The sequence below is a fragment of the Polaromonas sp. YR568 genome, from assembly GCF_900116715.1.
In the GTDB taxonomy this organism is placed as follows: Bacteria; Pseudomonadota; Gammaproteobacteria; order Burkholderiales; family Burkholderiaceae_C; genus Polaromonas.
The window spans coordinates 349,440-370,883 of the sequence record NZ_FPBM01000003.1 but is presented as its reverse complement, the minus strand read 5'-3'; the positions used below and the strand labels follow the sequence as shown (position 1 = coordinate 370,883).

The window sequence follows — 21,444 nt, the reverse complement described above, 5'->3', positions numbered from 1 at the left end:
CACCGCCCTCATCCCCAACTGACGAGGAACCGCCATGACCACGGCTGCTGAAATCAAGCATTTTGAAGAAAACGGTTTGTACTCCGGTGCAAACGAACACGATGCCTGCGGCGTCGGTTTTGTGGCGCACATCAAGGGCCACAAAAGCCACGCCATCGTTCAGCAAGGCCTGAAGATCCTCGAAAATCTCGACCACCGGGGCGCAGTGGGCGCTGACAAATTGATGGGCGACGGCGCCGGTATCCTGATTCAGCTGCCGGACGCGCTGTACCGTGAAGAAATGGCCGGCCAGGGCGTGCAGTTGCCGCCGCCCGGCGAATACGGTGTCGGCATGGTCTTCCTGCCCAAAGAGCACGCCTCCCGCCTGGCTTGCGAGCAGGCGCTCGAGCGTGCCGTCAAGGCCGAAGGCCAGGTGCTGCTGGGCTGGCGCGATGTGCCGGTCAACCGCGACATGCCCATGTCGCCCACCGTGCGCGAAAAAGAACCCATCCTGCGCCAGATCTTCATCGGCCGCGGCAACGACGTGATCGTGCAGGACGCGCTGGAGCGCAAGCTGTACGTCATCCGCAAAACCGCCAGCGCCGCCATCCAGAACCTGCGCCTGACGCACAGCAAAGAATATTACGTGCCCAGCATGTCCAGCCGCACGGTGGTCTACAAAGGCCTGCTGCTGGCCGACCAGGTTGGCACCTACTACCGCGATCTGACCGACCCACGCTGCGTCTCGGCGCTTGGTCTGGTGCATCAGCGTTTCTCGACCAATACCTTCCCCGAGTGGCCGCTGGCCCACCCTTACCGCTATGTCGCGCACAACGGCGAGATCAACACCGTCAAGGGCAACTACAACTGGATGAAGGCACGCGAAGGCGTGATGTCATCGCCGGTGCTGGGCGCCGACCTGCAAAAGCTGTATCCCATCAGCTTTGCCAGCCAGTCCGACACCGCCACCTTCGACAACTGCCTGGAACTGCTGACCATGGCCGGCTACCCCATCAGCCAGGCCGTGATGATGATGATCCCCGAGCCCTGGGAACAGCACACCACCATGGACGAGCGCCGCAAGGCCTTCTATGAATACCACGCCGCCATGCTCGAGCCCTGGGACGGCCCAGCCTCCATCGTCTTCACCGACGGCCGCCAGATCGGCGCCACGCTGGACCGCAACGGCCTGCGCCCCTCGCGCTACTGCGTGACCGACGACGACCTGGTCATCATGGCCTCTGAATCGGGCGTGCTGCCGATTCCCGAGCACAAGATCGTGCGCAAATGGCGCCTTCAGCCCGGCAAGATGTTCCTGATCGACCTGGAACAAGGCCGCATGGTCGACGACGAGGAAATCAAGGCCACGCTGGCGCACAGCAAGCCCTACAAGCAGTGGATTGAAAACCTGCGCATCAAGCTGGACGACGTGGCCGGCAAAGCGGCCAAGGCCGCTCCAGCCACCGTGCCCGCAGCATCGAACATTGCACTGCTCGATCGCCAGCAGGCCTTCGGCTATACGCAGGAAGACATCAAATTCCTGATGTCCCCCATGGCCGCCAACGGCGAAGAAGCTACCGGCTCCATGGGCAACGACAGCCCACTGGCCGTGCTGTCCAACAAGAACAAGCCGCTCTACAACTACTTCAAGCAGTTGTTCGCGCAGGTGACCAACCCGCCCATCGACCCGATCCGCGAAGCCATCGTGATGTCGCTGGTGTCCTTTATCGGCCCCAAGCCCAACCTGCTGGACATCAACCAGGTCAACCCACCCATGCGGCTGGAAGTCAGCCAGCCCGTGCTCAACGTGGCCGACATGCAAAAGCTGCGCGACATCGAAGCGCACACGCAGGGCAAGTTCAAGAGCTACACGCTTGACATCACCTATCCGCTGGCCTGGGGCCACGAAGGTGTCGAGGCCAAGCTGGCTTCGCTGTGCGCCGAGGCGGTTGATGCGATCAAGGACGGCAAAAACATCCTGATCGTCAGCGACCGCGGCATCAGCGCCACGCAGGTTGCCATTCCGGCCCTGCTGGCCCTGTCGGCCATCCACCAGCACCTGGTGAAAGAAGGCCTGCGCACCACCGCCGGCCTGGTGGTGGAAACCGGCTCGGCCCGCGAAGTGCATCACTTCGCCGTGCTGGCAGGCTACGGCGCTGAAGCCGTGCACCCCTACCTCGCCATGGAAACGCTGGCTGAGCTGTCCAAAGGCCTGCCGGGCGACCTCAGCACCGACAAGGCGGTCTACAACTACACCAAGGCCATCGGCAAGGGCCTGTCCAAGATCATGTCCAAGATGGGCGTGTCTACCTATATGAGCTACTGCGGCGCGCAGCTGTTCGAGGCCATCGGCCTGAACAAGGGCACCGTGGCCAAGTTCTTCACCGGCACGGCCAGCCAGGTTGAAGGCATGGGCGTGTTCGAGATCGCCGAAGAAGCGCTGCGCATGCACCGCGCGGCTTTCAGCGACGACCCGGTGCTGGCCAACATGCTGGACGCCGGCGGTGAATACGCCTGGCGCGTGCGCGGCGAAGACCACATGTGGACGCCCGATGCGATTGCCAAGCTGCAGCATTCCACGCGTTCCAACAACTGGAACACCTATAAGGAATACGCCCAGCTGATCAACGACCAGAACCGCCGTCACATGACGCTGCGCGGCCTGTTCGAGTTCAAGATTGATCCATCCAAGGCCATCCCGATCGACGAAGTCGAGCCGGCCAAAGAGATCGTCAAGCGTTTTGCCACCGGCGCCATGTCGCTGGGCTCCATCAGCACCGAAGCCCACGCCACCTTGGCTGTGGCCATGAACCGCATTGGCGGCAAGAGCAACACGGGCGAGGGCGGTGAAGACCCGAACCGTTACCGTCAAGAACTCAAAGGCATCCCGATCAAAAAGGGCGAGACGCTGAAAAGTGTGATCGGCCCGAAACAGGTCGAGGTTGATTTGCCGCTGCAAGACGGCGACTCGCTGCGTTCGCGCATCAAGCAGGTCGCATCGGGCCGCTTCGGCGTCACGGCCGAATACCTGGTGTCGGCCGACCAGATCCAGATCAAGATGGCGCAGGGCGCCAAGCCCGGCGAAGGCGGCCAGCTGCCCGGCGGCAAGGTCAGCGAATACATCGGCCAGCTGCGCTACTCGGTGCCCGGCGTCGGTTTGATTTCGCCACCGCCGCACCACGACATCTACTCGATCGAAGATCTGGCCCAACTGATCCACGACCTGAAGAACGTCAACCCGCGCGCCAGCATCAGCGTCAAGCTGGTGAGTGAAGTCGGCGTCGGCACCATTGCCGCGGGCGTGGCCAAGGCCAAGTCCGACCATGTGGTGATTGCCGGCCATGACGGCGGCACGGGCGCTTCGCCCTGGTCGTCCATCAAGCACGCCGGCTCGCCCTGGGAAATTGGTCTCGCCGAAACCCAGCAAACCCTGGTGCTCAACCGCCTGCGCGGCCGCATCCGTGTGCAGGCCGACGGCCAGATGAAAACCGGCCGCGACGTCATCATCGGCGCGCTGCTGGGCGCTGACGAGTTCGGCTTCGCCACCGCACCGCTGGTGGTGGAAGGCTGCATCATGATGCGCAAGTGCCACCTCAACACCTGCCCGGTCGGTGTCGCCACACAAGACCCTGTGCTGCGCCAGAAATTCAGCGGCAAGCCTGAGCATGTCGTCAACTATTTCTTCTTCGTCGCCGAAGAGGCGCGCCAGCTCATGGCGCAACTCGGCGTGCGCAAGTTTGACGACCTGATCGGCCGCGCCGACTTGCTCGACACACAAAAAGGCATTGAACACTGGAAGGCCAGCGGCCTGGATTTCGGCCGCCTGTTCTACCAGCCGAATGTGCCTGCCGATGTGCCGCGCCTGCATGTGATGGAGCAAGACCACGCGCTTGAAAAAGCGTTGGACGTGCGCCTGATCGAAAAATCCAAAGCCGCGATCGAAAAGGGCGAAAAAGTCCAGTTCATCGAAGTGGCGCGCAACGTCAACCGCACCGTAGGCGCCATGCTGTCGGGCGAGCTGACACGCCACCACCCACAAGGCCTGCCCGACGACACGCTGCGCATCCAGCTTGAAGGCACGGGCGGCCAGTCCTTCGGCGCCTTCCTGGCCAAGGGCATCACCATGTACCTGATCGGCGACGCCAACGACTACACCGGCAAGGGCCTGTCGGGCGGCCGCATCGTCGTGCGCCCCAGCATCGACTTCCGCGGCGACGCGGTGAAGAACACCATCGTCGGCAACACCGTGCTCTACGGTGCGACCACCGGCGAAGCCTTCTTCAGCGGCGTGGCCGGCGAACGTTTTGCCGTGCGCCTCTCGGGCGCCACGGCGGTCGTTGAAGGCACGGGCGACCACGGCTGTGAGTACATGACGGGCGGCACCGTCGCGGTGCTGGGCAAGACCGGCCGCAACTTCGCCGCCGGCATGAGCGGCGGCGTGGCCTATGTGTACGACGAAGACGGTTTGTTTGCCACGCGCTGCAACACCTCCATGGTGTCTATGGACCGCGTGGTGACCACCGCCGAACAACACACCCATGACAAGGCCGACTGGCATGCGGGCGAAAGCGATGAGGAACTGCTCAAGCGCCTGCTGCAAGACCACAACCGCTGGACCGGCAGCAAGCGCGCGCGCGCGCTGCTCGACAACTGGAGCGAGTCACGTTTGAAGTTTGTGAAGGTCTTCCCGAATGAGTACAAGCGGGCGCTGATCGAGCGCAAGGAACGCCGCCTGGAAGCCGCGACCGAGACCACAAAAGCCCAGGTCGCTACCAACCAGGAAGCGGTGGCGGCTAAATAAGCCGGCTGCGCCGACTAACGCATTGCTATCGAATTTATAGCCGCTAACGCCCGTTGTGTGCGGGCGGAAAGCACAAAACGCTTAAGAGAATTGCACAGGACTTCATCATGGGAAAAATCACCGGCTTCATGGAATACGAGCGCATCGAGGAGGGCTACAAGCCCGTGCCGGAGCGCCTGAAGAACTACCGCGAATTTGTCATCGGGCTGGACGACGCGCAGGCCAACAAGCAGGCCGCGCGCTGCATGGACTGCGGCACGCCGTTTTGCAACAGCGGCTGCCCGGTCAACAACATCATTCCGGACTTCAACGACATGGTGTTCCGTGCCGACTGGAAAAACGCCATCGACACGCTGCACAGCACCAACAACTTCCCGGAGTTCACCGGCCGCATCTGCCCGGCGCCCTGCGAAGCCGCCTGCACGCTGAACGTGAACGACGACGCCGTCGGCATCAAGTCGATTGAGCACGCCATCATCGACCGCGCCTGGTCCGAAGGCTGGGTCAAGCCCGTGATGCCCAAGCACAAAACCGGCAAGAAAGTGGCCGTCGTCGGCTCCGGCCCCGCCGGCATGGCGGCCGCGCAGCAACTCGCTCGCACCGGCCATGACGTCACCCTGTTTGAAAAGAACGACCGCGTCGGCGGCCTGCTGCGCTACGGCATCCCCGACTTCAAGATGGAAAAAGTCCACATCGACCGCCGCGTCGAGCAAATGAAGGCCGAGGGCGTCAACTTCCGCACCGGCGTGATGGTGGGCAGTTTGCCGAAAGACTCCAAGGTCACCAACTGGGCCAAGGAAAGCATCACCCCTGAGCAACTGCAAAAAGACTTCGACGCCGTGATCCTGACCGGCGGCGCCGAACAATCGCGCGACCTGCCCGTGCCAGGCCGCGACCTGGACGGTGTGCATTTCGCCATGGAATTCCTGCCCCAGCAAAACAAGGTCAACGCCGGTGACAAGGTCAAAGGCCAGCTGCGCGCCGACGGCAAGCACGTCATCGTGATCGGCGGCGGCGATACGGGCTCCGACTGCGTAGGCACCAGCAACCGCCACGGCGCCGTCAGCGTCACCCAGTTTGAGCTGATGCCCCAGCCGCCCGAAGAAGAAAACCGCCCCATGACCTGGCCTTACTGGCCGATCAAGTTGCGTACGTCTTCCAGCCACGAAGAAGGCTGCGAGCGCGAATTCGCCATCTCCACCAAAGAGCTGATCGGCGAAAAGGGCAAAGTCACGGGTCTGAAGACCGTTCGTGTCGAATGGAAAGACGGCAAGATGGTGGAAGTGCCCGGCTCCGAGCAAACCCTCAAGGCCGACCTGGTGCTGCTGGCCATGGGCTTTGTCTCGCCTGTGGCCTCCGTGCTGGACGCCTTCGGCGTCGAAAAAGACAACCGCGGCAATGCCAAGGCCGGCACCGACTTCACCGGCGGCTACGCCACTAACGTGCCCAAGGTATTTGCCGCCGGCGACATCCGCCGCGGCCAGAGTCTGGTCGTCTGGGCGATTCGTGAAGGCCGCCAGGCCGCGCGCGCCGTTGACGAATTCTTGATGGGCTACAGCGACCTGCCTCGCTAACCGCCGCCCGGCCCCAATAATCGCCCGCTGCGGCGATTGGGGCTGACCCCGCTGTAGATGGGAAGCTGGGCGGGTGCTGCCCGGTTCCGGTACGGCCCTACGGTATTACAGGCTGGTATTACTTACCGGGAAGGGGCGGGCCAAACCCCGTATCATTAGGGCATTCCCCTAGCACCGCCGACGCGACCGTTGGCTTTTCCTCTTTCCAATGGCCGACACCTCAGCTTCATCACTGGTTGAATTCAAGGATGTGACCTTCTCCTACCCAGGCTCCGCGGGCGACCGCGTCATCCTGGACCGGGTCACGCTGTCTGTGCCTCGCGGCAAGGTCACGGCGCTCATGGGCGCGTCGGGTGGCGGCAAAACCACCGTGCTGCGCCTCATAGGCGGCCAGCAAAAAGCCACCAGCGGCACCGTCACGTTTGACGGGCAGGACGTCGGCAAGCTGGTGCAGGCCGAGCTGTATGCCGCCCGCCGGCGCATGGGCATGCTGTTCCAGTTTGGCGCGCTGTTTACCGACCTGAGCGTGTTTGACAACGTCGCCTTCCCGCTGCGCGAGCACACCGCGCTGCAGGACAGCCTGATCCGCGACATCGTGCTGATGAAGCTCAACGCCGTGGGCCTGCGCGGTGCACGCGACCTGATGCCCAGCGAGATTTCCGGCGGCATGGCCCGCCGCGTGGCGCTGGCGCGGGCCATCGTCCTGGACCCCGAACTCATCATGTACGACGAGCCGTTTTCCGGGCTGGACCCTATCTCGCTCGGCACCGCCGCGCAGCTCATACGCCAGCTCAACGACACGCTAGGCATCACCAGCATCATCGTTTCGCACGACCTGGAAGAAACCTTCCGCATCGCCGACAAAGTCATCATCCTGGCCAACGGCAGCATCGCCGCCCAGGGCACGCCCGATGAGGTCAGGCGTTCGACCGACCCGCTGGTGCACCAGTTCGTTAACGCCGAAAGCGAAGGCCCCGTGAAATTCCATTACCCCGGGCCCGGCGTGGAGGCTGATTTCGGCAACGCGGCCGTCAAAAAAGGGGAGCGCGCATGAGCCGCTACAACCCCGTCACCCTGATTTCCAGCCTGGGCTTTGCCGTGCGCGGCCAATTGGCCGAACTGGGCTATGCCGCCCGCCTGATGTCGCGGCTGGTGGCCCTGACCGGCCCCGCGCTGGCCCGCTTTGGCCTGGTGCGCGACCAGATCTTCTTTTTGGGCAATTACTCGCTGGCCATCATTGCCGTGTCGGGCCTGTTTGTCGGCTTTGTTCTGGGCCTGCAGGGCTACTACACGCTGCAGCGCTACGGCTCGGCCGAGGCGCTGGGCCTGCTGGTGGCGCTCAGCCTGGTGCGCGAGCTGGGGCCTGTGGTCACTGCGCTGCTGTTTGCCGGCCGCGCTGGCACCGCGCTCACGGCCGAAATCGGCCTGATGAAGGCCGGCGAGCAGCTTTCGGCCATGGAAATGATGGCGGTGGACCCGGTTCGGCGCATTCTGGCGCCGCGTTTCTGGGGCGGCATCATCGCCATGCCCCTGCTGGCCGCCGTCTTCAGCGCCGTGGGCATCATAGGCGGCTGGCTGGTCGGTGTGGTCATGATCGGCATTGATGCGGGCTCCTTCTGGAGCCAGATGCAGTCCGGCGTGGACGTCTGGCGCGACGTGGGCAACGGCATTATCAAGAGTTTTGTCTTTGGCGTAACCGTCACTTTTGTGGCTCTGCACCAGGGTTTTGAGGCGCAGCCCACGCCAGAGGGCGTCTCGCGTGCCACGACCCGCACGGTGGTTGTCGCCTCGCTGGCCGTGCTGGGGCTCGATTTCCTGCTGACCGCGTCCATGTTCAGCCTTTAACCACCCTAAAACATTTTTAATCCGCCCATGAGAAAATCCACCGTTCCAGTGCTCGCCTTGAGTGAATGGTGCAGGGCAGCCCTCCAGGGCCACTGAAAGAAGAACCATGCAACGCTCCAAAAATGATCTCTGGGTTGGCCTGTTTGTCCTGATTGGGGGCGCGGCCATCCTGTTTCTGGCGCTGAAGTCCGCCAACCTTCTTTCACTGAATTTCGACAGTTCTTACAAGATCACGGCGAAGTTCGACAATATTGGCGGCCTGAAGCCGCGCGCCGCGGTAAAAAGTGCGGGTGTGGTGGTCGGACGGGTTGAAAATATCACTTTCGACGACAAGTCCTACCAGGCCAGCGTCAATCTGGCCATGGAAAGCCGTTATGTCTTTCCAAAAGACAGTTCGCTGAAAATTTTGACCAGCGGCCTGTTGGGTGAGCAATACATCGGCGTGGAGGCCGGTGGAGACGAGAAGAATTTTGCCGCGGGCGACGTGATCAAAAACACGCAGTCGGCCGTGGTGCTTGAGAATCTGATCAGCCAGTTTTTATACAGTAAAGCGGCGGACAGCAGTTCCGGATCAGGGTCTGCACCGCCACCAGCGACGACAGAAAAAAAATGACAAACAACAACACGATGAAGAAATCTACAGGGTGGGCCGGCGCTGTTTTGGCCTTGGCGCTGCTGCAGGGATGTGCCACCGGGCCAGGCGCCAATCCGGCCGACCCGCTGGAGCCGTTCAACCGGACCATGTTCAATTTCAATGAGGGCCTGGACAAGGCTGTCCTCAAACCGGTGGCCACGGCCTACCGCGATGTCACGCCGCAGCCGGTGCGCACCGGCGTCACCAGCTTTTTCGGCAATATTTCGGACGTCTGGTCCATCGTCAACAACGTGCTGCAAGGCAAGGGCGAAGCGGCTGCCGACAGCCTGGCGCGCGTCACCACCAACACCCTCTGGGGCCTGGGCGGCATTTTTGATGTGGCCTCTGAAATGAAGATCCCGAAACACACGGAAGACTTCGGGCAGACCCTGGGCGTTTGGGGCGTGGGCTCCGGCCCTTACCTCGTGCTGCCTTTGCTTGGCCCCTCCTCGGTGCGCGATACGGCGGGCCTGGTGGTGGACTCCCAGCTCGATCTGGTCACCCAGGCCAGCAACGTCCGCGCCCGCAACTCCCTGACGACGCTGCGCGTTGTCAATGTGCGCGCCAACCTGCTGGGCGCAGGCAATGTGCTGGATCAGGCCGCGCTTGATAAATACAGCTTTACCCGCGAGATTTACCAGCAGCGCCGCAACAGCCTGATCGGCAACGCTTCCGCCGAAAAAGAAGAGCGTTTTGACCTGCCTGAAGGCGCTCAGACCGCCCCTGCCGCGCCGGCTGCCAAGTAAAAAGATGAAACAGGCTTGAACGGGGCCCTAATAAGGCCTTGTTAAGCACTGTTCCAACAATATTTACAAGACTGCCGCATAACTTCATCGCCAGCCCGGACACAATCCCGCAAAATCTCCCCAGAACCATCGGTTTTCAGGCGCATTAACACTCCAGGTATCTGACCGGAGTGCCGCGATCCCGGCAGCCGTATGTTTCGCTCTAGAAGGAACATCATGAAACGTAGAACGCTTGGCCATTTGTTGACCGCCACCCTTAGCCTGGCTCTGATGGGCGCCGCTCCTTTCGTCCGCGCCCAACAGGTCGAGGCTCCTGACGCCCTGATCAAACGTGTGTCGGCCGAAGTGCTGGACAACATCAAGACCGACAAGGCCGTGAAAGCCGGTGACCTGACCAAGGTGCTGGCGCTCGTCGACAGCAAAATCATGCCCAACGTGAACTTCACGCGCATGACGGCCGCTGCCGTGGGCCGTAACTGGCGCCAGGCCACACCCGAGCAGCAAAAGAAGCTGCAGGACGAATTCAAGACCCTGCTGATCCGCACCTATTCCGGTGCGCTGGCGCAAGTCAGCGACCAGAGCGTCAATGTGAAGCCGCTGCGTGCAGAGCCGGCTGACACCGAAGTCGTGGTTCGCACCGAAGTCCTGGGCCGGGGCGACCCCGTCCAGCTCGATTACCGCATGGAAAAAACCGCCACCGGCTGGAAGATTTATGACCTGAACGTGCTGGGCGTGTGGCTGGTGGAAACCTACCGCACCCAGTTCGCCCAGGAAATCAACGCCAAGGGCGTTGACGGCCTGATCGCATCGCTGGTGCAGCGCAATCAGTCCAATACGGGTGCCGGCGCCGGCGCGGCTGCCGCCAAGAAGCCCTGAGCAGGGTTGCCACCGGTGCTGACGCTTCCTCCCGTTCTCACGCATGCCGAGGCTGCCGGGTTCGCCCGCGGCCTCAAGCAGGCCGTGCTGTCCCAGCCGGCCGGCGTGGTGGCCGATGCGGGTGCGCTGAAGGAGTTTGACTCCTCTGCCCTGGCGGTGCTGCTGGAGTGCCGGCGTGAAGCGCTGGCCGCCGGCAAGACGTTTTCGGTTGCCGGCCTGCCGGCCCGCCTGCGCCAGCTGGCAGGCCTGTATGGCGTGGCGGAACTGATACCCGCCGCTGCCGCCCCGGCAGCCTGAGGCCGCGAGTCCCGGCGCAGGGCATTTGGCCGCCAGGCCCGATAAAACAGCATCCGCCCTTAAAATGACGGGCTCATGCCAGCGATCTCATTCCAGTCCGTCTCCAAAACCTACTCCTCCACGCGAAATCAGACGGGGCCCATTGTCAAAGCGCTTGACGATGTCAGTTTTGATATCCAGCAGGGCGAATTTTTTGGACTGCTAGGCCCCAACGGCGCTGGAAAAACCTCCCTCATCAGCATCCTGGCCGGCTTGTCGCGCGCCAGCAGCGGCACCGTCAAGGTCCACGGCAGCGATGTATTGACCGACTACGCCAACGCCCGGCGCAAGCTCGGCGTGGTGCCGCAGGAACTGGTCTTTGACCCCTTTTTCACCGTGCGCGAGGCGCTGCGCATCCAGTCCGGTTATTTCGGCATCAAGCACAACGACGACTGGATCGACGAATTGCTGGTCAGCCTGGGCCTGGCCGACAAGGCCAATGCCAACATGCGCCAGCTCTCGGGCGGCATGAAACGCCGCGTGCTGGTCGCGCAGGCGCTGGTGCACAAGCCGCAGGTCATCGTGCTGGACGAACCCACCGCCGGCGTCGATGTGGAGCTGCGCCAGACCCTGTGGCAATTCATCGCCAAACTCAACAAGCAGGGCAGTACGGTGCTGCTCACCACGCATTACCTTGAAGAAGCCGAGGCGTTGTGCAGCCGCATCGCCATGCTCAAGCAGGGGCGGGTGGTGGCGCTGGCGCAGACTTCGGAGCTGCTCAAGGCCGCGTCCTCCAATGTGTTGCGCTTCAAAATCGACAGTGAATTGCCTACGCACCTGGCGGCGCAAGCCCGCATTACGGGCCGCATCGTGCAGTTCCCGGCGCACAACGCCAACGACATCGAGCAATACCTCGCAGCCATCCGCGAGGCGGGGCTGGTTGCCGAAGACGTTGAAATCCGCAAAGCCGATCTGGAAGACGTCTTCCTGGACGTCATGAACAAGAAACCAGCCATTGAGGCTCCGGCTGTGACGGTGGACCTCGCGAAAGTAGCAACATGAACGGCTGGCAAACACTGCTCTACAAAGAGTCCCTGCGCTTCTGGAAGGTCGGTTTTCAGACCGTGGGCGCGCCCGTGCTGACCGCCGTGCTCTACATGCTGATCTTCGGCCATGTGCTGCAAGACCAGGTGAAGGTTTACAACCAGGTCAGCTACACCGCCTTCCTGGTGCCGGGCCTGGTGATGATGAGTGTGCTGCAAAACGCGTTCGCCAACAGCTCTTCCTCGCTGATCCAGAGCAAGATCATGGGCAGCCTGGTGTTTGTGCTGCTCACGCCGCTGTCGCACTGGCACTGGTTCTTTGCGTATGTCGGCTCGTCGGTGGCGCGTGGCCTCCTGGTGGGGGCGGGCGTGTTTGCCGTCACCGTGTTTTTTGGCCAGCCCTCTTTTGTGGCGCCGTTGTGGATCGTGCTGTTTGCCGTGCTGGGCGCGGCCATGCTGGGCGCGCTGGGCGTGATCGCCGGGCTCTGGTCTGAAAAATTCGACCAGATGGCGGCCTTCCAGAACTTTGTCATCATGCCGATGACCTTCCTGAGCGGCGTGTTTTATTCGATTCACTCGCTGCCGCCTTTCTGGCAGAAAGTCAGCCACCTCAACCCGTTTTTCTACATGATCGACGGTTTCCGTTATGGATTTTTCGGCGTCAGCGACGTTTCCCCCTGGTTGAGCCTGGGCATCGTCACGGCAGCCTTGCTGACTGTCAGCGCGATTGCCGTCAACATGCTGCGCACCGGCTACAAAATACGACACTAAACATGACCAGCGAAGAACTCCAATCCATCATCGCCGCAGGCCTGCCCTGTGAGCACATCGAGCTGTCGGGCGACGGCCGTCACTGGTACGCCACCGTGGTGTCCAGCGCTTTCGAGGGTCAGCGCCTGATCCAGCGCCACCAGAAGGTGTACGCCACCTTGGGCGGCCGTATGCAGACCGACGAGGTGCATGCGCTCTCGATGAAAACCTATACACCGGCCGAATGGGCCAGCAATAACGCCAACGCGAACTAAAAGAACGACATGGACAAATTACTCATCAAGGGCGGTAAGTCGCTGGCCGGCACGGTCGAAATCTCTGGCGCCAAGAACGCCGCGCTTCCGGAGCTGTGCGCCGCGCTGCTCACGGCCGACACAGTCACGCTGCAGAACGTGCCGCGCCTGCAGGACGTCTCCACCATGCTCAAGCTGATCCGCAACATGGGCGTGGAGGCCGATCGCAGCGAGGCGGCGCCCAGCACTGTGGTGATCAATGCCGGCCCTCTGAGCTCGCCCGAAGCGCCTTACGAACTCGTCAAGACCATGCGCGCCTCCGTGCTGGCCCTGGGCCCGCTGCTGGCGCGCTTTGGCGAGGCCACGGTGTCGCTGCCGGGTGGTTGCGCCATCGGCTCGCGCCCAGTCGACCAGCACATCAAAGGTCTGCAGGCCATGGGCGCCGAGATCGTGGTCGAGCACGGCTACATGATCGCCAAGCTGCCGGCCGGCCAGAAGCGTCTCAAAGGCGCCAGCATCACCACCGACATGGTGACGGTGACCGGCACGGAAAACTTCCTCATGGCCGCCAGCCTGGCCGAGGGCGAGACGATTCTGGAAAACGCCGCGCAGGAGCCCGAGATCGGCGACCTGGCCGAGATGCTCATCAAGATGGGCGCCAAGATTGAAGGCCACGGCACGCGCCGCATCCGCATCCAGGGTGTGGATCGCCTGCACGGTTGCACCCACCAGGTGGTAGCCGACCGTATTGAGACCGGCACCTTTTTGTGCGCGGTGGCGGCTGCCGGTGGCGATGTTGTGCTGAAGCACGGCCGCGCCGACCACCTCGACGCCGTGATCGACAAGCTGCGTGAAGCCGGTGCGACCGTGACGGCGAGCGAGGGTTCCATTCGCATTCAGGCCAGCGGCCGCATGAAGGCTCAGTCCTTCCGCACCACCGAGTACCCTGGTTTTCCGACCGACATGCAGGCGCAGTTCATGGCGCTGAACGCCATTGCGCAGGGCAGCAGCACGGTGACCGAGACGATTTTTGAAAACCGTTTCATGCACGTCAACGAGATGGTGCGCCTGGGCGCGAAGATTCAGATCGACGGCAAGATTGCCGTGATGGAGGGCGTTGAAAAGCTGTCGGGCGCCACCGTGATGGCCACCGATTTGCGCGCCTCCGCCAGCCTGGTGATCGCCGGCCTGGTGGCCGAAGGCGAGACGCTGGTGGACCGCATCTACCACCTGGACCGCGGCTACGACCAGATGGAAGCCAAGCTGCGCGGAATCGGCGCTGATATCGAGCGAGTCAAAGCATGATCACCTTAGCCTTATCCAAGGGCCGCATCTTCGACGACATCCTGCCGCTGCTGCGAAGCGCCGGCATTGAAGTCCTCGATGACCCGGAAAAGTCCCGCAAGCTGATCCTGGACACCAACCAGCCCGGCCTGCGCGTGGTACTGGTGCGCGCTACCGACGTGCCGACCTATGTGCAATACGGCGGTGCGGATCTCGGTGTTGTCGGCAAAGACACTTTGCTTGAATCCGGCAGCCAGGGCCTGTATCAGCCGCTGGATTTGCAGATCGCCAAATGCCGCATCAGCGTGGCGGTGCGCGAAGGCTTTGACTATGCCGCCGCCGTGCGCCAGGGCTCGCGCCTGAAAGTGGCCACCAAGTACGTGGCGATCGCCCGCGACTTCTTCGCCACCAAGGGCGTGCACGTGGATCTGATCAAGCTCTACGGCAGCATGGAGCTGGCGCCGCTTACCGGCCTGGCCGACGCAATCGTCGACCTGGTGTCGACCGGCAGCACGCTCAAGGCCAACCACCTGATCGAGGTCGAGCGCATCATGGACATCAGCTCGCATCTGGTGGTCAACCAGACCGCGCTGAAGCTCAAGCAGGCGCCTATCCGCAAGTTGATTGACGACCTGACGGCCGCCACATCGTCATCCTCCCGAAAATCCTGACGCTATGAAATTAGTAGCTGCTCCCGCGCGTCTTTCAACGTCTACAGCAACTTTTCATGCTGAATTCAAGGCGCGGCTGCATTGGTCAGCCGACACCGACGCGGCCATCGAGCAGCGCGTGGCCGATATCCTGGCCGATGTGCAGCAGCGCGGCGATGCGGCGGTGCTGGAATACACCGCGCGCTTTGACGGGCTGGACGCCTCTTCCATGGGCCAGCTCGAACTCACGCAGGCCGAGCTGAAAGCTGCCTTCGACGCCATCCCGGCCGCCCAGCGCAATGCGCTTGAAGCCGCCGCGCGACGTGTGCGCAGCTATCACGAGGCCCAGAGGAAGGCCAGCGGCGAAAGCTGGAGCTACCGCGACGAAGACGGCACCCTGCTGGGCCAGAAGGTCACGCCGCTGGACCGCGTCGGCATCTATGTGCCCGGCGGCAAGGCGGCCTACCCCTCATCGGTGCTGATGAATGCGATCCCCGCCCACGTGGCCGGGGTCGGCGAAATCATCATGGTCGTGCCCACGCCCAAGGGCGAAAAGAATGCCCTGGTGCTGGCTGCCGCCTACGTGGCCGGCGTCACCCGCGCTTTCACCATTGGCGGCGCGCAAGCCGTGGCCGCGCTGGCCTACGGCACGCAGACCGTGCCCAAGGTCGACAAAATCACCGGCCCCGGCAACGCCTATGTGGCCAGCGCGAAAAAGCGTGTGTTCGGCACCGTGGGCATCGACATGATTGCCGGCCCGTCTGAAATCCTGGTGCTGGCCGACGGCAGCACGCCCGCCGACTGGGTGGCCATGGACTTGTTCAGCCAGGCCGAGCATGACGAACTCGCACAAAGCATCCTGCTGTGCCCCAACGCCGCGTATATCGACGAAGTACAGGCTGCCATCGACCGCCTGCTGCCCGAAATGCCGCGCGCCGAGATCATCGCCAAGTCCCTCACCGGCCGCGGCGCACTCATCCACACCCGCAGCATGGAAGAGGCCTGCGAAATCAGCAACCGCATCGCCCCTGAACACCTGGAAGTCTCCAGCCGCGACCCGCACAAGTGGGAACCGCTGCTCAAGCATGCCGGCGCCATCTTCCTGGGCGCCTACACCAGCGAATCTTTGGGTGACTACTGCGCCGGCCCCAACCACGTGCTGCCCACCAGCGGCACGGCGCGCTTCAGCTCACCACTGGGCGTCTACGACTTCCAGAAACGCTCCAGCCTGATCGAAGTGAGCGAAGCCGGCGCCCAGGTGCTGGGCAAGATCGCCGCCGAGCTGGCTTACGGCGAAGGCCTGCAGGCGCATGCGCGCGCGGCCGAGATGCGCCTGAAATAGGGCACAAGTCAGCCCAAGTGTGTAAACACGGCCCGAAACTGGCTGGCGTTGATGAAAAAAAAAGAACTGACCTGGGCGCGCCACCTCGTACATCGACGAGTCATTTTTGGGTGGCGTTGTCTGTCGCCATTTTTGTTTTTCTTGTCGTCGGATTTTTTTCGTACAAGCCCGGCAAGGCTTCCCTGCTGAATGAACTCACGGGTTATGTATTGCTGCTGAGTTGGTTGCTTTTATTGTTTGCAGTCTTGCGAGCGCCTCGGCAAACTTCTTCGCCCACAAGAGCCACGGCTGGGCACACTCATGAAAATCCCTGGGAGGCTACGAAGTCCTTTGGCAGGTCGGTCTTCGGGATGGTGTTTTTCGGAGGGATGATTTATGCAGGGGCAGCAGCCTTTTGGACAGACAAAGTCTTTTACTGGCCTGGAGGTAGAGGAATGCCATCTTTCTACGTGTTCTGGTCGGACTCAGCCATATTGGTTTTTGCAACAGCGCTGAGCTGGATTTTTATAGGCTTGATGGGGTGCTTTGCTCTCTTGCGGCCACATTGGGTTGCGGATCATTCCTCAAAAAAGAGCGAATAAACAACACGAACTTCGTGTTACACGAATTTCGTGTAAACTTCGACCCATGAAGAACGTCACCATCACCGTGGACGACGCCGCCCTCGAATGGGTGCGGGTGGAAGCGGCCAAGCGCAATACCAGCGTGTCGCGCCTGGTGGGCGAGATGCTGACCGAAAAGATGCAGCGCACCGACGCCTACCAGCGCGCCATGCACGACTGGCAAAACAAGGCGCGGCTTTGGGTGTCCGATGGGCAGCCTTATCCCACCCGTATCGACCTTGACGAGCGCGGCGCATGAGCAGCACCACCACGAACGGCGTCTTTGTCGACGCCAACATCCTTATTTACAGTGAAGACGGGGCCGACCCGGCCAAGCAAAAGGCCGCCTTGGCCTGGCTGACGGTGCTATGGCAGCGCGGCATGGGCCGCATCAGCACGCAGGTGCTCAATGAGTTCTATCTGCTGGCTACCCGCAAGATCAACCCGCCCATGCCTGCCGGCGATGCCCGCGCCGAAGTGCGCCGTTATGAGCTCTGGCAGCCCTGGCAGACCGACCATGCGACGGTTGAATCCGCCTGGGCGGTGGAAAGCCGCTACGGCCTGCATTACCGCGACAGCCTGGTTGTAGCGGCCGCCCAGCACCTGGGTTGCCGCTACCTGCTGAGCGAAGACCTGGCGCACGAACAGCACTACGGTGGTGTCCAGGTGATCAATCCTTTTAAAACCGGCATTGAAGTGCTGGAGCAAGCCCTATGACCGCACCTTCTTCTACTCCTTTGCTAGACCCCAAGTTCAAACAACTGATCCGCCAGGACGTGCAGTCCATGCACGCCTACGCCGTTCAGGAGTCGGCCGGCATGGTCAAGCTCGACGCGATGGAGAACCCGCACCGCCTGCCGGCCAAGCTGCAGGCCAAGCTGGGTGAGCGGCTGGGCGCGGTGGCGCTGAATCGCTACCCGGACGGGCGCGTTAACGACCTGCGCCGCGCGCTGGCCGCCCATGCGGGCATGCCCGAGGGCTTTGACATCATGCTGGGCAATGGCTCAGACGAGCTGATTTCGCTGCTGGCCATGGCTTGCGACGTGGAGGGCGGCTCGATATTGGCGCCGCTGCCCGGCTTTGTGATGTACGCCATGAGCGCGCAGTTGCAAGGCCTGAAATTCATCGGCGTGCCGCTGACAGCCGACTTTGAGCTGGACGAAGCCGCCATGCTGGCCGCCATCAAAGAGCACAAGCCTTCGCTGATTTACCTGGCTTACCCGAACAACCCCACGGCCAACCTGTGGGACGCCGCGGTGATCGAAAAAATCATTGAGGCCGTGGGCGAGCAAGGTGGCCTGGTGATCATGGACGAGGCCTACCAGCCCTTCTCCAGCGAAAGTTATATCAACCGCATCGCCCGGCACAAGCATGTGCTGCTGATGCGCACCATGAGCAAATTCGGCCTGGCCGGCGTGCGGCTGGGCTACATGATGGGCCCCAAAGCGCTGATCGCCGAGATCGACAAGGTGCGCCCGCCTTACAACATCAGCGTGCTCAACTATGAGTGCGCGCTGTTTGCGCTGGCCTACCAGGAGGTATTTGCCGCACAGGCGCAAGACATCCTGGCCCAGCGCAAACGGATTTTTGACGCGCTGCAGGCCATGCCCGGCGTGAAAGCCTGGAAAAGCGACGCCAACATGATCCTGGTGCGCGTGCCCGATGCCGCCAAAACCTTTGAGGGTATGCGCTCGCGCAAGGTCCTGATTAAAAACGTTTCTAAAATGCATCCATTGCTGGCCAATTGTTTGCGCCTGACGGTCGGCACCGCGGACGAGAACACCCAAATGCTGGCGGCGCTTAAAGAATCCCTATGACCACCCCCACACTTGCTCCTTCTGCACCAAGAACCGCCGAGGTTTCGCGCAACACCGCCGAAACCCAGATCACCGTCAAGCTCAACCTGGACGGCACCGGCAAAGCAAACCTGTCCACGGGCATAGGCTTTTTCGACCACATGCTGGACCAGATCGCCCGTCACGGCCTGATCGACCTCGACATCCAGGCCAAAGGCGATTTGCACATCGACGGCCACCACACGGTGGAAGACGTGGGCATCACGCTGGGCCAGGCCGTGGCCAAGGCCGTGGGCGACAAAAAAGGCCTGCGCCGCTACGGCCACGCTTATGTGCCGCTCGACGAGGCGCTGTCGCGCGTGGTGGTCGATTTTTCGGGTCGCCCGGGCCTGGAGATGCACGTGCCCTTCAAGAGCGGCATGATTGGCACCTTCGACAGCCAGCTGGCCTACGAATTCTTTCAGGGCTTCGTCAATCACGCCTTCGTCACGCTGCACATCGACAACCTCAAAGGCGAAAACGCCCACCACCAGGCTGAAACCGTGTTCAAGGCTTTTGCCCGCGCGCTGCGCATGGCGCTGGAGATTGATCCGCGCGCTGCCGGCGTGATTCCCTCGACCAAGGGCTCGCTGTAAGCCATGCCCCTGCCGCCCCTCCAACTCTGAAACCCTGATGGCAAAACCCAAAACTGTCGCCGTGGTCGACTACGGCATGGGCAACCTGCACTCCGTCTCACAGGCGGTGCGGCATGTGGCCGCCGGCAGCGGCTTTGAGGTGATGGTCACCTCCAAAGCCGAAGACGTGATGAATGCCGAGCGCATCGTGCTGCCCGGCCAGGGCGCGATTGCCGACTGCATGCGCGAGCTGGCCGACTCCGGCATGCTGGAGTCGGTGTTGCACGCCGCAGCGCACAAGCCGCTGTTCGGTGTCTGCGTAGGCATGCAAATGTTGCTCACGCACAGCGACGAGGGCGTGCCGGGCGACGGCGGCGCCGGAACAGCCGGCCTGAACCTGATCCCCGGCCAGGTCATCAAATTCGAACTCGCCGGCCAAACGCAGCCTGACGGAAGCCGCTACAAGGTGCCGCAGATGGGCTGGAACCAGGTTCACCAAAACGGGGCGGGCGCCGGCAAAGCGCACCCGGTGTGGGCGGGCGTACCCGATGGTTCCTACTTTTACTTCGTGCACAGCTTTTACGCCCGGCCGTCGGATGCGCACCACATCGCGGGCGAGACCGACTACGGCGCGCGCTTTACGGCGGCCATTGCACGCGATAATATTTTTGCCACCCAGTTCCACCCCGAGAAAAGCGCCGACCACGGGCTGGCCCTGTACCGCAACTTCCTGCACTGGAATCCTTAGAACAGGTTCTTGGTACACCCGCAGCCGACTTGGGTCAGACCCGGTACCGGGACGCCGGACTTTTTGTTACCCTGACCACCCGCATTCTTTTTTTACCGTCTTTTTTACCGCCACATGCTACTCATCCCCGCGATTGACCTGAAAGACGGTCACTGCGTCCGCCTCAAACAGGGCGACATGGATCAATCCACCATCTTCAGCGAAGACCCGGCCGCCATGGCGCGCAGCTGGGTCGACAAGGGCGCGCGGCGCCTGCACCTGGTGGACTTGAACGGCGCTTTCGCGGGCAAACCCCGCAACGAGCAGGCCATCAAGCAGATCCTGGCCGAAGTCGGCAGCGAGATCGACGTGCAACTGGGCGGCGGCATCCGCGACCTGGACACCATAGAGCGCTACCTCGATGCCGGCCTGCGCTACGTCATCATCGGCACCGCGGCCGTGAAGAACCCCGGCTTCCTGCAAGACGCCTGCACCGCGTTTGGCGGCCACATCATCGTCGGCCTGGACGCCAAAGACGGCAAGGTCGCCACCGACGGCTGGAGCAAGATGACCGGCCACGAAGTGATCGACCTCGGCAAGAAGTTCCAGGACTACGGCGTCGAATCCATCATCTACACCGACATCGGCCGCGACGGCATGCTGACCGGCATCAACATCGACGCCACCGTCAAGCTCGCCCAGGCACTGACCATTCCCGTGATCGCCTCGGGCGGCCTCTCGAACATGGCCGATATCGAAAAGCTCTGCGAAGTCGAGGAAGAGGGCGTCGAAGGCGTGATCTGCGGGCGCTCGATTTACAGCGGCGACCTCGACTTCGAGAAGGCCCAGGCGAGAGCCGATGAACTGAACGGATAAGGCATGCGTATGTTTATGCACATAGCCGCAGGGCTGGTGCTCACGCTGACCGCGACAACCGGCGTCGTCATGGCGCAACCTGCCGAGTTACTTCAGTCCTTTGAGAGCTGTTACGCCGTTAGTACCGGGCCTGCTGATGCAACCGGCGCCATCTCGCCTCGCAGCGAGACACAGAAACAACAATTGATCGAGTGCTTGGGGAAAATGCCTGACAGCGATCCCCGCAAAGCCTATTTGCTGAGTCAGGAACGTACTGTTCCGCCGGTTTGTGATGCTGCGAAATCCACCTACCTGCCTGCGTTGGAGGCTTGTGGCGTCGAGCTGGCGAGTGCGCAGAATTATCGGGAAGCTCACGCCACGCTTCGTGCCGCGGTCATAGCGGGTTCCGCCTTCGCGCTCGCCATCCTTCTTGAAGAGTCGATGGACGAGGATGGGTTTGGCGCGGCCATTCCGCCTGCAGACAAAGCCTTCTACGCGTACGTGTTTTGCAGCACCGGCTCCGGTTTGCAGGTCAACCAGCCACCGGAAGTCCTCTATGTCCCATCTTTGCGCGTGCGATCCGCCGCGCAGATTCCATCCTCACCCGTTACTCGGAACCAGGCTGCCTGTGCCGGTGATGTTGACCGGGGGGCCGGGGCGAAACTGACCGTTCAGCAAAGGAAGGACGTGAGAGGCCGGGCTGTAGCGACTGTCGCCAGTTTTCCGGTCAAAGCCCGTGCTTTTCTGGCCCAATACCCTGAATACCGGCCTTTCAACGCAACCTACCGTTAGCCTA

22 protein-coding genes are annotated in these 21,444 nt (G+C 62.2%); all 22 read left to right on the top strand.

The features are described 5' to 3' along the window. Positions 1–34: 34 nt before the first annotated feature. The 22 genes from BM408_RS09260 (at position 35) to BM408_RS09160 (ending at position 21,440) form a co-directional block, all read left to right on the top strand. Positions 35–4,780 carry a glutamate synthase-related protein gene (locus BM408_RS09260; protein ID WP_092129213.1) on the top strand — a complete coding sequence of 1,582 codons (4,746 nt, stop codon included), beginning with the start codon at positions 35–37 and terminating at the stop codon, positions 4,778–4,780. Positions 4,781–4,887: 107 nt separating this feature from the next. Next, complete coding sequence (locus BM408_RS09255; protein ID WP_092129211.1) at positions 4,888–6,354, top strand: glutamate synthase subunit beta; 1,467 nt, start codon at positions 4,888–4,890, stop codon at positions 6,352–6,354. A gap of 208 nt (positions 6,355–6,562) precedes the next feature. Continuing rightward, complete coding sequence (locus tag BM408_RS09250; protein WP_092129209.1) at positions 6,563–7,408, top strand: ABC transporter ATP-binding protein; 846 nt, start codon at positions 6,563–6,565, stop codon at positions 7,406–7,408. Next, entirely contained in the window at positions 7,405–8,199 is a 795-nt protein-coding gene (mlaE, locus tag BM408_RS09245; RefSeq protein ID WP_092129207.1) for a lipid asymmetry maintenance ABC transporter permease subunit MlaE, read from the top strand. Before BM408_RS09250 ends, mlaE begins: the two co-directional genes overlap by 4 nt. A gap of 106 nt (positions 8,200–8,305) precedes the next feature. Continuing rightward, on the top strand, positions 8,306–8,812 hold the full coding sequence (gene mlaD / locus BM408_RS09240; protein WP_092129205.1) for an outer membrane lipid asymmetry maintenance protein MlaD: 507 nt from the start codon (positions 8,306–8,308) through the stop codon (positions 8,810–8,812). A gap of 14 nt (positions 8,813–8,826) precedes the next feature. Next, on the top strand, positions 8,827–9,579 hold the full coding sequence (locus BM408_RS09235) for an MlaA family lipoprotein (protein ID WP_254774750.1): 753 nt from the start codon (positions 8,827–8,829) through the stop codon (positions 9,577–9,579). Positions 9,580–9,795: 216 nt separating this feature from the next. Continuing rightward, entirely contained in the window at positions 9,796–10,455 is a 660-nt protein-coding gene (locus BM408_RS09230) for an MlaC/ttg2D family ABC transporter substrate-binding protein (RefSeq protein ID WP_092129201.1), read from the top strand. 15 nt (positions 10,456–10,470) lie between these two features. After that, positions 10,471–10,752: an STAS domain-containing protein gene (locus tag BM408_RS09225; protein ID WP_092129534.1), complete on the top strand. Its 282-nt coding sequence runs from the start codon at positions 10,471–10,473 to the stop codon at positions 10,750–10,752. A 75-nt stretch (positions 10,753–10,827) separates the two neighbouring features. After that, complete coding sequence (locus BM408_RS09220; RefSeq protein ID WP_092129199.1) at positions 10,828–11,793, top strand: ABC transporter ATP-binding protein; 966 nt, start codon at positions 10,828–10,830, stop codon at positions 11,791–11,793. Beyond that, complete coding sequence (locus BM408_RS09215; RefSeq protein ID WP_092129197.1) at positions 11,790–12,545, top strand: ABC transporter permease; 756 nt, start codon at positions 11,790–11,792, stop codon at positions 12,543–12,545. Before BM408_RS09220 ends, BM408_RS09215 begins: the two co-directional genes overlap by 4 nt. 2 nt (positions 12,546–12,547) lie before the next feature. After that, complete coding sequence (locus BM408_RS09210; RefSeq protein WP_092129195.1) at positions 12,548–12,799, top strand: BolA family protein; 252 nt, start codon at positions 12,548–12,550, stop codon at positions 12,797–12,799. Between the two features lie 9 nt (positions 12,800–12,808). Then, on the top strand, positions 12,809–14,083 hold the full coding sequence (gene murA / locus BM408_RS09205) for a UDP-N-acetylglucosamine 1-carboxyvinyltransferase (protein WP_092129193.1): 1,275 nt from the start codon (positions 12,809–12,811) through the stop codon (positions 14,081–14,083). After that, on the top strand, positions 14,080–14,733 hold the full coding sequence (gene hisG, locus BM408_RS09200) for an ATP phosphoribosyltransferase (protein WP_092129191.1): 654 nt from the start codon (positions 14,080–14,082) through the stop codon (positions 14,731–14,733). Before murA ends, hisG begins: the two co-directional genes overlap by 4 nt. A gap of 4 nt (positions 14,734–14,737) precedes the next feature. Then, a complete protein-coding gene (gene hisD, locus BM408_RS09195) occupies positions 14,738–16,054 on the top strand; it encodes a histidinol dehydrogenase (protein ID WP_092129189.1) in 1,317 nt (438 codons plus the stop codon). A 17-nt stretch (positions 16,055–16,071) separates the two neighbouring features. Further along, a complete protein-coding gene (locus BM408_RS22710) occupies positions 16,072–16,635 on the top strand; it encodes a hypothetical protein (protein ID WP_139237325.1) in 564 nt (187 codons plus the stop codon). Positions 16,636–16,681: 46 nt separating this feature from the next. Next, on the top strand, positions 16,682–16,915 hold the full coding sequence (locus BM408_RS09190) for a CopG family transcriptional regulator (protein ID WP_092129187.1): 234 nt from the start codon (positions 16,682–16,684) through the stop codon (positions 16,913–16,915). Continuing rightward, complete coding sequence (locus BM408_RS09185; protein WP_092129185.1) at positions 16,912–17,373, top strand: PIN domain-containing protein; 462 nt, start codon at positions 16,912–16,914, stop codon at positions 17,371–17,373. The genes BM408_RS09190 and BM408_RS09185 overlap by 4 nt, the downstream gene beginning before the upstream one ends. Continuing rightward, positions 17,370–18,473 (top strand): histidinol-phosphate transaminase, encoded by a 1,104-nt coding sequence (gene hisC / locus BM408_RS09180; protein WP_092129183.1) that lies wholly within the window; start codon positions 17,370–17,372, stop codon positions 18,471–18,473. Before BM408_RS09185 ends, hisC begins: the two co-directional genes overlap by 4 nt. Further along, positions 18,470–19,087, top strand: a complete 618-nt coding sequence (gene hisB / locus BM408_RS09175) for an imidazoleglycerol-phosphate dehydratase HisB (RefSeq protein WP_092129181.1) — start codon at positions 18,470–18,472, stop codon at positions 19,085–19,087. Before hisC ends, hisB begins: the two co-directional genes overlap by 4 nt. Before the next feature lie 37 nt (positions 19,088–19,124). Beyond that, positions 19,125–19,814: an imidazole glycerol phosphate synthase subunit HisH gene (hisH, locus tag BM408_RS09170; RefSeq protein WP_371326999.1), complete on the top strand. Its 690-nt coding sequence runs from the start codon at positions 19,125–19,127 to the stop codon at positions 19,812–19,814. Positions 19,815–19,928: 114 nt separating this feature from the next. Beyond that, positions 19,929–20,669, top strand: coding sequence for a 1-(5-phosphoribosyl)-5-[(5-phosphoribosylamino)methylideneamino]imidazole-4-carboxamide isomerase (gene hisA / locus BM408_RS09165; RefSeq protein WP_092129176.1), 741 nt, complete (start codon positions 19,929–19,931; stop codon positions 20,667–20,669). 9 nt (positions 20,670–20,678) lie between these two features. Further along, the gene (locus tag BM408_RS09160; protein ID WP_092129174.1) at positions 20,679–21,440 is read left to right on the top strand and encodes a hypothetical protein; all 762 of its coding nucleotides are present in this window, start codon (positions 20,679–20,681) and stop codon (positions 21,438–21,440) included. The last annotated feature ends 4 nt before the right edge of the window (positions 21,441–21,444 follow it).

Bases quoted from the DNA above. Each gene is read 5' to 3' on its own strand.
- BM408_RS09215 (WP_092129197.1), top strand. From the start codon at position 11,790: ATGAACGGCTGGCAAACACTGCTCTACAAAGAGTCCCTGCGCTTCTGG.
- BM408_RS09255 (WP_092129211.1), top strand. From the start codon at position 4,888: ATGGGAAAAATCACCGGCTTCATGGAATACGAGCGCATCGAGGAGGGC.
- BM408_RS09250 (WP_092129209.1), top strand. From the start codon at position 6,563: ATGGCCGACACCTCAGCTTCATCACTGGTTGAATTCAAGGATGTGACC.
- hisD (WP_092129189.1), top strand. From the start codon at position 14,738: ATGAAATTAGTAGCTGCTCCCGCGCGTCTTTCAACGTCTACAGCAACT.
- hisC (WP_092129183.1), top strand. From the start codon at position 17,370: ATGACCGCACCTTCTTCTACTCCTTTGCTAGACCCCAAGTTCAAACAA.
- mlaE (WP_092129207.1), top strand. From the start codon at position 7,405: ATGAGCCGCTACAACCCCGTCACCCTGATTTCCAGCCTGGGCTTTGCC.
- mlaD (WP_092129205.1), top strand. From the start codon at position 8,306: ATGCAACGCTCCAAAAATGATCTCTGGGTTGGCCTGTTTGTCCTGATT.
- BM408_RS09220 (WP_092129199.1), top strand. From the start codon at position 10,828: ATGCCAGCGATCTCATTCCAGTCCGTCTCCAAAACCTACTCCTCCACG.
- hisH (WP_371326999.1), top strand. From the start codon at position 19,125: ATGGCAAAACCCAAAACTGTCGCCGTGGTCGACTACGGCATGGGCAAC.
- hisA (WP_092129176.1), top strand. From the start codon at position 19,929: ATGCTACTCATCCCCGCGATTGACCTGAAAGACGGTCACTGCGTCCGC.
- murA (WP_092129193.1), top strand. From the start codon at position 12,809: ATGGACAAATTACTCATCAAGGGCGGTAAGTCGCTGGCCGGCACGGTC.
- hisG (WP_092129191.1), top strand. From the start codon at position 14,080: ATGATCACCTTAGCCTTATCCAAGGGCCGCATCTTCGACGACATCCTG.
- hisB (WP_092129181.1), top strand. From the start codon at position 18,470: ATGACCACCCCCACACTTGCTCCTTCTGCACCAAGAACCGCCGAGGTT.
- BM408_RS09185 (WP_092129185.1), top strand. From the start codon at position 16,912: ATGAGCAGCACCACCACGAACGGCGTCTTTGTCGACGCCAACATCCTT.
- BM408_RS09210 (WP_092129195.1), top strand. From the start codon at position 12,548: ATGACCAGCGAAGAACTCCAATCCATCATCGCCGCAGGCCTGCCCTGT.
- BM408_RS09260 (WP_092129213.1), top strand. From the start codon at position 35: ATGACCACGGCTGCTGAAATCAAGCATTTTGAAGAAAACGGTTTGTAC.
- BM408_RS09235 (WP_254774750.1), top strand. From the start codon at position 8,827: ATGAAGAAATCTACAGGGTGGGCCGGCGCTGTTTTGGCCTTGGCGCTG.
- BM408_RS09160 (WP_092129174.1), top strand. From the start codon at position 20,679: ATGTTTATGCACATAGCCGCAGGGCTGGTGCTCACGCTGACCGCGACA.
- BM408_RS09190 (WP_092129187.1), top strand. From the start codon at position 16,682: ATGAAGAACGTCACCATCACCGTGGACGACGCCGCCCTCGAATGGGTG.
- BM408_RS09230 (WP_092129201.1), top strand. From the start codon at position 9,796: ATGAAACGTAGAACGCTTGGCCATTTGTTGACCGCCACCCTTAGCCTG.